This window comes from Sphingomonas sp. 4RDLI-65, assembly GCF_049472435.1.
Taxonomy (GTDB): domain Bacteria; phylum Pseudomonadota; class Alphaproteobacteria; order Sphingomonadales; family Sphingomonadaceae; genus Sphingomonas.
This window is the reverse complement of record NZ_JBCEBT010000013.1, coordinates 25864-35844: the sequence shown is the minus strand read 5'-3', so window position 1 is coordinate 35844 and position 9981 is coordinate 25864. Positions and strand designations below refer to the sequence as shown.

Below are 9981 nucleotides of genomic sequence, written 5' to 3'. Positions count from 1 at the left end.
CAATACCGTCTCCAATACCAACATCCCGATCTCGCCGCCTGACATCTGCCAAGCGGACAGCCTTAGACCAACGGAATGAGGGGTCCTTTTTCGACGCCGATCACCCCGCTACCGGGGTCCTTTTTCCACGCCGATCCACAATGACTGGCCATTAACTCAAGAGCAGTTCGGAGATGCGACCGGACTGACTGCGGTCCATGTCAATAGAATGATCAAGGCCCTGCGTGACGAGGGCGTTATCCTGTCATCGAAGAACAAGATCAAAATAAGTGATTGGCCCAGGCTTGCCAAAATAGCTGACTTCACGCGGGGCTATCTACACATGTCAGGGGATGTTAAAATAATATGATCGTTGGACCCCGATAAGTAAATGAATCGGTACGCGGTCGTGAAGGCCTGATCACGCGATTCTGACGGTCGTGCGCAACAGGTTGTGGCCGATAGCGATGAAAATCAAGTAATGTCGATACGAATTCTGGTGGCTGTTGGCGTTTCAGGAGGCCGAGAACATCCAGGATCCCTTTGCGGAGAATTTTGCTCGATACATCGCTTGGTCGGCGGCATTCAATACCTGTTCTATATCTTTTCCGGTTGCTGCGCCCAGGCTACACGTAGACTTCCATCCGGATTCTTTCATCGCGGCAATAAGAGTCCGGTGTATTGCGCCCGTTATCCGTTCCGCTGCCGCGCCGTCCCGTATGGCGAGGCAAAAGGCAAATTCGTCGCCCCCCAGTCTGGCGGTAACGTCGTAGGGGCGAACTGCTGAACTAAGAGCCTGGGCGACGAGGCTCAGCACCTGATCGCCTGCGGCATGGCCGTGGCGATCATTCACTTCTTTGAAGTCGTCGAGATCGATGATTCCACACAGCAAAAGGCGATTATCCCGCAGGGCTGACAGTTCGAGACGTTTGCACTCGCGCTGAAACGACCTGCGGTTTCCCAGCCCTGTAAGAGGGTCGATCTGTGCGTTCGCACGCTCTCGGTCAAATGCGCGACGGAATGCGCCGACAAGCAAAATGATGAATATGACGCTGAACGTCCTCATTCCAGCGTTCCAAACGGCAGTCGTCGTTGGGATGGACGAAGCTTGCGCGGAAAGGCCGTCACCAAAGCCATTTAGGTGCAACGTAAGGACAACGGTGATCACGCCCCCGGTCAGACCCGCCAACCTTCCGAAGCACCAAGTCGCTAGGCATAACGGCAAGAGATAGAGCGAGTTGAGGGAGAAATGCGGTCCCGTCATACCGTCCAAAATCATCAGCCCAGCCCACACGGCGATGATCCAGGCGGCCGCTGTCGACGCATCTAAATCGGCAGATCTTCGCAACACGGATTCAAGAGGCGTCGATTGTTGAGGCCTGTGTCGTTGTACCGGATGATAGGGCGGGGGCATTGAACATCTCGTCTACACGGCGGAGATGACACCGACCAGCGGGCTTACCCTGTCTGCGAACACCATCGAGAACGGCAAGGCGAGATCTGCAAGGCTTGGGCTTGACCGGCCGGACAATTGCGATGAGCGGTTCGAGGCCCGGTCGCGCGGGCGACCGGTCAACGCGTTTTGCCCCCGTGGTTCGCAACTACCGATAGTCCATGGCGCGATAATCTGCCCCGGTCGGTGCCTTGGGGCCGCTCTAGGACTTGGCTGTTCTAGAGATCGAATGCCGCCGACACCCTGATCGTGCGAGCCGCGCCGACATAGAGGGTCGTGCCACCTGTCGCCCAATATCGTTTGTCGGTCAGATTATCCCCGTTCACGCGCAGAGTCAGTGTCCTGCCGTCCTCGAGTGGGACACGGTAACTGGCGCCTGCACTGAAGGTCACGAAACCGGGCAGGCGCGCCAGGTTGACGGCGTCTGCGAAGCGGGCGCCGGTGTAATAGGCACCGGCATTGATCGCGAAGCGATCCCATGCGGGGGGGCGGTATTGGACGAAAGCCGAACCCGACCAGCGGGGCGCGTTGAGCACGCGTTTGCCGTCGAGCGAGGCCGATCCGGTCCGCTTCTGGACGGCGTCGAGATACTGACCAGTAAGCGACACATCGAATCCATGGCCGATCGCGCCGAGGATCGAGCCTTCGATACCCCGATGATTGGCGCGGCCATTGGCGACATAGACGTTGGTCGCATCGGTGTAGGCGAGCGCACGGTCTATATCGAACCACGACAGCGAGGCCGTGGCGCCCAGGATCGTGGCGCGCGCACCGATTTCCCATTGGCGACTGCGCGCCGGTCCCAGCGTCTCCCCGACGTTCGCTGTTCCGTCCGGTGCAACGCCAGCGCTTTCGAGGCCCTGAATGTACGAGGCATACAGGCTGGTCGCTGCGGTCGGGTGCAGGATCAGCGCGGCCGTAGGCGTGATGGCATGAGTCGTATAGTCGGCGCCGCTGGCCCGCGTCCGGTAGCTGACGCCGCGGACGCCGCCGATGATGTCGATGCTCTTGCCGAGTGACATGACGTCCATGACGTAGGCGCCGGTGTCGTTCACCGTGTTACCGCGGTTTATGGCGCGCGAGGCGACCACCAGGCTGGACAGATCGACCGTCACCGGGTCGTAGAGGTTCTGCGTGACCGCCGCATATCTCACCTGTTGCTGGTCGCCCCGGTATTGCCGTGTCGTTGCCACGCCGACCAGAAGGTCGTGATCGACCGGCCCGGTCGCGAACGTCCCCGCCAGTTCGCCCCGGATGTAGCGGTTCTGCCAGAACTGGCCAGGTGTATCCGTCAGCGTGAGACGCCCGGCGCCGGTCGCGAGATTGATCGTGCCGAGCGTCGCGATCATGCGATCCCGGTACGCGTTGGCGATGCCGCCTTCGACACGCGCGGACCAGCCGGGTGAGATTTGGTAGTCGGCACGGGCAACCATGTTCAGGCCTTGCGTCGTGAAAGGCGCGCCATCGGGTGCATAGCGTTGCCGCGGCGAGGGGACCGGGGGCAAGGTTATGGCGCCGCCCACTGCAGCGGGGAGCGTGATGCCGCCCGGTTCCTCGCCCTTGCGACGATAATATTCGGCGTCGGCATGAAGCGTGAGGCGGTCACTTGCGGCCCAGTCGAGCGCGCCGCTCAACACCTGCCGGTCGCCGCCGACGCCATCGGTGGTGGATCGCGTGCGCGCCGAGAAGGCGTTGACCCGCAGCCCGAGCTGCTTCTCGCTGCCGAAGCGCCGGCCGATGTCCACGCCGCCGCCAACGCCGCCCTCGCTGTCGCCGATCCCGTAGGCGACGGTCACATCGCGTGCGCCAGCGCGCTTGGTCACGAGATTGACGACGCCCGACGGCGTCGCGATGCCATAGTACAGCGCAGACGCCCCTTTGAGCAGTTCAACCCGCTCCTTGTCTTCCAATGGCATCGGCGCAAAGTTGACGATCGGCAGGCCGCCGTTCAGCCGGTAATTGGTTTGGGCATCGATCGCGATGCCCCGCGCCAGGAAGGTGTTGCTGTTGAACGGGCTGGTTGTCTGCTGCGTCACGCCAGGTGTGTTGCGCAGCGCATCGTCCAGGCCCAGCGCGCCCTGATCGTTCAAAAGCGTGCGGTCCACGACGTTGACCGTCGCGGGCGTGTCGAGCACGCTGCGATTGCGGAACGCGCCGACCTGAACGGTGTCGACGCCATAGCTGGGCACCGCCCCCGTGACCACGATCTCCTCGTCGAGCGCGCGTTCTCTTTGGGGCGCCTGTTGTTCCGATGTGGCAGGTGCAGCGCTGCTGGCCGCTGCGGCAGCGAGCATGAAGGAGAGCATCGGAACCCTTTTCTATTGGACTGCCCCGCGGCTAGCGTGTTTGCGAATGCCTATCAATAGCAGGCCGCGGAAAGGGTGATGTGGAGCGTGGCAGTTGCCGTCCGGCCTCGTGAACCGCTCGGTCGCCAGCCGACCTCGGTGCGCGCCGACAGGGGCATGCACCTTCTCATCGGCGTGCCCCTCAACGAAGGTGTGCCACCGAGCAGGAGCGTCTCACGCAAGGTGAGCGCGGTGTTTCGCGGATCAGCTATCGCATAGCGGGGGAAGGCTGAAGGTCTCTCCGACCTAGATCTCGACTCCCAGGCGGATCGATACGGTGCGCGCCGCGCCGGGATAGTTGGTCGTGCGTGCGACCGGCTGCTCGATATAAAATGTGTCCGCGACGTTCCGGACGATCAGGCCGACGCGATAGCGATCGGCGATCCGGTAGTCGGCGGTCAGGTCGACGCGCGTATAGCCGGGGATGCTGTAGGTGTTGGCAAGATCGCCCTCGCGCTTGCCGACCCGTGTCGCACCGGCGCCCAGCATGACACCTGCCAGCGGGCCACTGGCGACGCGATAGGTGGTCCACAGGCTCGCGCTGAACTCGGGTACCCCGCGCAGGCGGTTGCCGACCGCGATCACGCTGTCGCGAGTCACCGTCGCATCGAGATAGCCGGCGCTGGCGATCATTCGCCAGCCCGGCAGGATCTCGCCGCTGAGGTCGATCTCGGCGCCGCGCACGCGCTGCTGCCCGGTCACCACGACGAAGCCGCTATTGTCCGGGTCGGCGCTCGACACGTTGTTCTTGGTGATGTCGAACACCGCGGCGGTGGCGATCAGGCGGCCGTCCGCCGGGGTCAGCTTGACGCCGGCCTCGTACTGGCGACCGGTTTCGGGCGGGGCCGAGCCGCCGCCGAAGAGGCTGGCGCTCCGTGGCCGGAACGAGGTCGACCAGTTGCCGTAGATCGCAAGCACCGGGTGCGGATGCCAAACGAGCCCGAGCCGCGGCGACGCGCGCCGGCCGTTTTCGACGGTGCGGACGCCGTTGTCGACGGTCGTCTGGTCGACATCGTCCCAGCGCACGCCGGCGAGGATGTCGATCGTAGCGTCGATGCCGATCTGGTCCTGGACATAGCCCGCCCGGTAGCGCGCATCGACCGCGATCGTCCGTGCCGGTACGAATGCGCCGGGTTGCGCGCCCTGGACCGGGTCGGCGATGCTGATCCGCGCCAGCGTCGCGCGCGCTTCGCTGGTGTCGCGGCGGGCGTCGACATATTCGAAACCGGCGAGCATCAGATGATTCAGCGGACCGGTGCGGAAGCGGACCAGTGCCTCGGTCTGGCTGGTGGTTGCGGAGACCTGCTGGACCTGCTTGACGCCGCGGCGCAGGACGAACAGTCCATCGGTGCTGAGACCGGTAAAGTCGGCGAAGGTCCGGCCGCTGTCGCCCGACTGGCGCGACACGATCTGGCGCAGCGTTAACCAGTCAGTCACGTCGTGCTCGATGCGACCCCGGATGGTGTGCGAGCGCCCGTAATTTTTCGACCATTGCTCGCCAAAGCTTCGCCCGACCGGCCCCGCCACGGTGTTGCCGACGACTACCAGCCCGCGGTCGCCGGGGCTGGTCTGGAAGGTATAGTCATAGTCGATATCGGCGCGCGTTTTCGTACCGGGACGCCATGCGAGCGTCGGCGCGAAGAAGATACGGGCACCGTCCGCCTGGAAATCGCGAAAGCTGCCGGTCTCCTGCCCCGCCATGCTGACGCGCGCGGCGAGCGTGTCGGTGAGCGGCCCCGTCACCGACAGCTGTCCTCGCCGCAACCCGAAATCATTGACCTGCACCGCCGCCTCGAGCCCGAAGCTTTGCGAGGGGCGGCGGGTGACGATGTTGATCGTGCCACCCGGCTCGCCGCGCCCGTAAAGTACCGATGCGGGGCCCTTCAACACCTCGACCTGTGCGACGTTGGCGAGATCGCGGACCGTCTCGGTGAAATTCTGCGCCGGGCTGAGCAGGATGCCGTCGATCGCGTAGGAGTTCACCTCGAACCCGCGCACCATGAACAGCTCGGAGCGGTTGCCCTGCGTGCCGCCCTGCTGGACGTTCGAGACGTTGGCGACCGCATCGCCCAGCCGCGTGATCTGCTGTTCGTCGATCACTTCGCGCGGGATCACCTGGATCGCCTGCGGGATATCCTCGATCCGTGTCTGCGTGCGGGTGGCCCCGGCCGCCTGCTCGGGACGGACGCTGTGGCGGCGCCCGGTGACGAGGATCTCGTCGAGCAGCGATCCGTCCTGCCCCGCGACGGGCATGGGGGCGAGCGCAGCAAGGAAACTCGAGGCGAGCAGCGCATGACGGACGTGCATCAATAGATATCCCGACGGTACAAGGAGGTGGCGATCATCGTCTCGACACGGTCGTCGCCGAGGATCGCCCGGAGTGCGGCATCGACTTCGCTCGCCATCCCGGCGAGACTGCCGCAAACGTAGAACGCGGCGCCGCGGTCCGCCCACTCGACGATCGCGGACGCGTTCTCGGAGAGCAGGTGCTGGACGTACCGACCGCACCCTGCGTCGCGCGAGAAGGCGCGATCGATCCGGGCGAGCGTGCCGCGGCCGAGCAGCACACCCAGTTCGTCCGCGAACGGCCGGTCATGGTCTGCGCTGCGTTCGCCGTAGAGCAGCCAGGCGGGGCCGCCACCGGTCCGCGCACGGTCGCGCAGATGCGCCATCAGTCCGGCGAGGCCGGTGCCGTTGCCGATCAGCACGAGTGGCGTGGCCGGGTCCTCCGGCGCGGCGAACCCGGGGTTCGCGCGGACGCGAACCGGGATCGGATCGCCGATCGCCGCGATCTTCGTGAGCCAGCCCGAGCCGATGCCCAGCCCGCCATCCGCCGCAGGACATTGCCGCACGAGGAGCTCGACCACCCCGGACGTTGCGATCGATGCCACCGAATAATCGCGGTGCGGCAGCGGTTTCAGTGCCGAGGGATCGAACATACCAGTCTCCGGCAGGATCGCGGTGGCGAGCGCGTCGCGCAACGCGGCATCGTCGGTCGCATCGCAGGCGGCGAGCACGCGGTCGATCCGCGCGGGATCGTGGCGCGGCTGGATTTCGGCGATCGCGCCGGGTGCCCAGTCGGCGTCGGCCGGCGGGGCTAGTACGACGCGGTAGACCGGTGCACCCGGACTGCCCGGATTGACCAGCGTCCGCTCGACCAGCGGCCACGGCGCATAGGCAGCCGGCTGCCAGTCGGGCTGTTGAGTATCGGCACCGATCGCGTGCAGCTGTTGCTGCCAGTGCCGTTCGCCATCGGCGTCGTCGCCATCGAGCTCGACCAGGTCGAACAGCCGCCGCGCGCCGCCGGCATGCAGCCACGCATCGACGCGGTGGCCAAAGGCACAGAAATCGGCATATTCGCGGTCGCCGAGCGCGAGTACCGCATAATCGACACCGGAGAGGTCGGCCGGGGTCGCCATGACCGAGCGCTCGAACGCGCGCGCCAAGTCTGGCGCATCGCCCTCGCCATAGGTGGCGACCACGAACAACACGGTGCCGGCGGCGCGCAGGTCGGCCAGCGATACCGCCGCCATTGCGCGAACCGTCGCCCGGGGGAACGCAGCTGCGCTCAACCGGGCGAGCCGCTCCGCGGTCCCGGTCTGCGAGGCATGGACGACGAGGACGCCCGTCCCGTCCTCCGCCTGCCCGGACGGCGTGACCGCGGCCAGCGCCCGCTTGTTGCGTCGGCGCGCGAGATACAGCAGCAGCCCGGTCACCGTGAACAACGGCATCGTCAGGCTGGTGAGGAACAATGCGATCCGCCCCGGTAGCCCGAAAAAGGCGCCGGTGTGGATCGGATAGATGTTCGTTGCGATCGTCTCGCCGGTGCTGCGATCGGCATAGCGATCCGTCTTGACCAGTGCGCCGGTGACGGCATCGAAGCGCAGTTCGTCCGTCATCCGGTCGAATCGCGCCCCTTGCGGCAGGACGCGCATCGTCACCGGCTTGTCCCCGGTCGACAGCGTGACGACGACCCGGTCGTACCGCGCGCCCTCGCTGCGCAGGAAGCTGGCCCAGGCCGGCGCGATGGGCAGCGATGGACCGGTCGGCGCATCCTCATTGCGGCGTTCGGCGGGCGCGCTCTTGCCGGTCAGCGCGTAGCGTACGCCCTCGCGGTACCAGCCATAGGACCACCACAGCCCGGTCAGCGCGCTCAGCAGGTAGAAGGCGAGCATCCACCCGCCGATGACTGCGTGCAGCGCGCGGTACAGATTGCGCCCGGTCTTGCGCAGGTCGAGCACGAACCACGCGCGCCAGTCGAGCGGATGACGGGGCCACCGCAGATACAGTCCGGACAGCGCGAAGAAGATCAGCGCGATCGCCGAGAAGCCGGTGATCTGTCGGCCGATGCCGTTTCCTGCGCCCGGCAGCGCCAGCCAGCGGTGCAGATCCTGGATCGTGCGGAAAACGCCCGCCCCGGTCGCCTTGCCAAGCAAATCGCCGGTGCGCGGATCGATATAGCTGCGATCACCCCGCCGCTGGCCCTTCTCGGGCATGAAATGCACGGCGGCGGCACGCGCGGGATCGCGCTCGATCGTCACGTCCTGCACGCGGGCGCCGTTGCGCTGATACGATGCCGCCGCCACCAGCGCGTCGGGCGAGAGACGGCTGTCGGCAGCCTCTCCGGCAGCTGCTCCGACAGGCAAAGCGAGCGTGACGACGCCCGGACTGAGCGCCGCCATGATCTCGTCTTCGAACGCCATCGCGGCACCCGTCACGCCCATAAGCGCAAGAACGAAGCCGGCCGTGATTCCGAGAAACCAGTGAAGCTGGAACAACGCGCGTCGCGTTGTCATCGGTTGGACCGCTGATGGAAACGATATTGCTGCATGGGCCCCCCGGTGTGTCGAGCCCGCTACCAGTTATTGAGATTAATTCGCAAGTGCAATCTGGAGGGTGGGAGCGCCATTCGCCGGGGATTCGTCGATGGCATCGACGTCATGACGGATCAACAAGCCGCCCCAGGCACTGGTCAGCAAGCCGGACGCAACGATGCGATGCGTCCGGCAATCTCGATCCCGTGATGCGGATGACACCTCTCGAGCCCGCAACCCTGGGCCCTGCAGCGACGGGGGTTGGGCGATCTGGGCGAAATGGTTTGCACAGGCCCATCCACGTCCGAGAAAGGCTTGCCGGGTGCGACATTGTGCGCAAAATTACCGCATGATCGTATCGTCTGTCGCCGTCCCGAAGATTCTTGGTCTGGCCTCGACCCATGCCGCCGCAGTCCTCGATCTCTACCGGGCGGCGGCGTCTGTCGAAGGTGCGGGCTTGGCGCGCACGCCAGACGAGATGACCATCGGCTATGTCGAAGCCTTCCTGGATCGTGCAGCCCATGGCGGGATATCGCTCGGAGCGTACCTTGAGGATCGGCTTGTCGGCGAAGTGCACGCCGTCCGATTGGGGCCACGCCAGTTCGATCATGTCCTCGGCGATCTGACCATTGCCGTTCATCCTGTTGCACAGGGATTGGGCATCGGATCGGCCTTGTTCGCGGCGCTTTTCGAGCGCGCTTCGTCGCTGGAGCCCGCGGTCACGCGGATAGAATTGACCGCACGATCCGGGAATGTGGGGGCGCTTCGTCTCTACGAGCGGCTCGGCTTCGCGGCCGAAGGCCGGTTGATCGGTCGCGTCCGGCGACCCGATGGCAGCATCGAAGACGACATACCCATGGCGCGCGAGCTCTCGTAGGCCGGTCCTCGATCAGTTCGTGGGATAGTCGTCCTGATGGTAGCACCTGGGATTGCTCAACCACGCCTTGACGGCGGACTCGCGCCATCCCGCGCAGCGCTCGCTGATCGCGATTTGCTGCGGGAAGGTGCGCGCCTGAATCTTGCGGTAGAGCGTCGATCGGCTGAGACCGGTGCGGTCCAGCACGGTCTTGATCCTGAGGATGCGATCGGGTTCGTCGGTCATGATGCCTCACTCCGTTGCGGCTGGTGTCGGGAGGGCTGAGCAAGGCGTCTCAACGTCTGGCGGGCAATGGGCTGAGACGTGGTGCACGCTCTATCCAGCCCGAAAGCGCCGAACAGGTCCCATAAATTTGGCGCACAGGACGTCCCCGCGCAGGCGCGGGGCGCGCTCTATTCCGCTGCCGCTCCACCGAGCCGCCTGACGGCGTCTCGTCGGCAAAGCCGTCACGATCGCTCACGCTTGGTCGGGCGTTGCCCGACATGCGGACGCCCGCGCTGCGCACGGCCGGCG

At 65.3% G+C, this 9981-nt stretch carries 7 protein-coding genes; 2 read left to right on the top strand and 5 right to left on the bottom strand.

Annotation, left to right across the window (positions count from 1 at the left end; all coding sequences use genetic code 11):
* Positions 1 to 133 precede the first annotated feature (133 nt).
* Positions 134 to 349 (top strand): Crp/Fnr family transcriptional regulator, encoded by a 216-nt coding sequence (locus VH567_RS17440; protein WP_423327490.1) that lies wholly within the window; start codon positions 134 to 136, stop codon positions 347 to 349.
* A gap of 144 nt (positions 350 to 493) precedes the next feature.
* Here the strand turns inward: VH567_RS17440 and VH567_RS17435 are convergent, their stop codons facing one another.
* The 4 genes from VH567_RS17435 to VH567_RS17420 all read right to left on the bottom strand — a co-directional run bounded on the left by VH567_RS17435 (position 494) and on the right by VH567_RS17420 (position 8573).
* A complete protein-coding gene (locus tag VH567_RS17435; RefSeq protein WP_423327487.1) occupies positions 494 to 1147 on the bottom strand; it encodes a GGDEF domain-containing protein in 654 nt (217 codons plus the stop codon).
* 503 nt (positions 1148 to 1650) lie between these two features.
* A complete protein-coding gene (locus VH567_RS17430) occupies positions 1651 to 3726 on the bottom strand; it encodes a TonB-dependent siderophore receptor (protein ID WP_423327486.1) in 2076 nt (691 codons plus the stop codon).
* Positions 3727 to 4023: 297 nt separating this feature from the next.
* The gene (locus VH567_RS17425) at positions 4024 to 6084 is read right to left on the bottom strand and encodes a TonB-dependent siderophore receptor (RefSeq protein WP_423327485.1); all 2061 of its coding nucleotides are present in this window, start codon (positions 6082 to 6084) and stop codon (positions 4024 to 4026) included.
* The gene (locus VH567_RS17420) at positions 6084 to 8573 is read right to left on the bottom strand and encodes a PepSY domain-containing protein (RefSeq protein ID WP_423327484.1); all 2490 of its coding nucleotides are present in this window, start codon (positions 8571 to 8573) and stop codon (positions 6084 to 6086) included. The genes VH567_RS17425 and VH567_RS17420 overlap by 1 nt, the downstream gene beginning before the upstream one ends.
* Positions 8574 to 8913: 340 nt before the next feature.
* Here VH567_RS17420 and VH567_RS17415 point away from each other — a divergent pair, with 340 nt between their 5' ends.
* The gene (locus VH567_RS17415) at positions 8914 to 9468 is read left to right on the top strand and encodes a GNAT family N-acetyltransferase (RefSeq protein WP_423327483.1); all 555 of its coding nucleotides are present in this window, start codon (positions 8914 to 8916) and stop codon (positions 9466 to 9468) included.
* Positions 9469 to 9480: 12 nt separating this feature from the next.
* On the opposite strand, the gene VH567_RS17410 is transcribed toward VH567_RS17415, so the two are convergent.
* Positions 9481 to 9693 carry a helix-turn-helix transcriptional regulator gene (locus tag VH567_RS17410; RefSeq protein WP_423327482.1) on the bottom strand — a complete coding sequence of 71 codons (213 nt, stop codon included), beginning with the start codon at positions 9691 to 9693 and terminating at the stop codon, positions 9481 to 9483.
* Positions 9694 to 9981 lie beyond the last annotated feature (288 nt).

Bases quoted from the DNA above. Each gene is read 5' to 3' on its own strand.
- VH567_RS17425 (WP_423327485.1), bottom strand. From the start codon at position 6,084: ATGCACGTCCGTCATGCGCTGCTCGCCTCGAGTTTCCTTGCTGCGCTC.
- VH567_RS17430 (WP_423327486.1), bottom strand. From the start codon at position 3,726: ATGCTCGCTGCCGCAGCGGCCAGCAGCGCTGCACCTGCCACATCGGAA.
- VH567_RS17420 (WP_423327484.1), bottom strand. From the start codon at position 8,573: ATGACAACGCGACGCGCGTTGTTCCAGCTTCACTGGTTTCTCGGAATC.
- VH567_RS17410 (WP_423327482.1), bottom strand. From the start codon at position 9,693: ATGACCGACGAACCCGATCGCATCCTCAGGATCAAGACCGTGCTGGAC.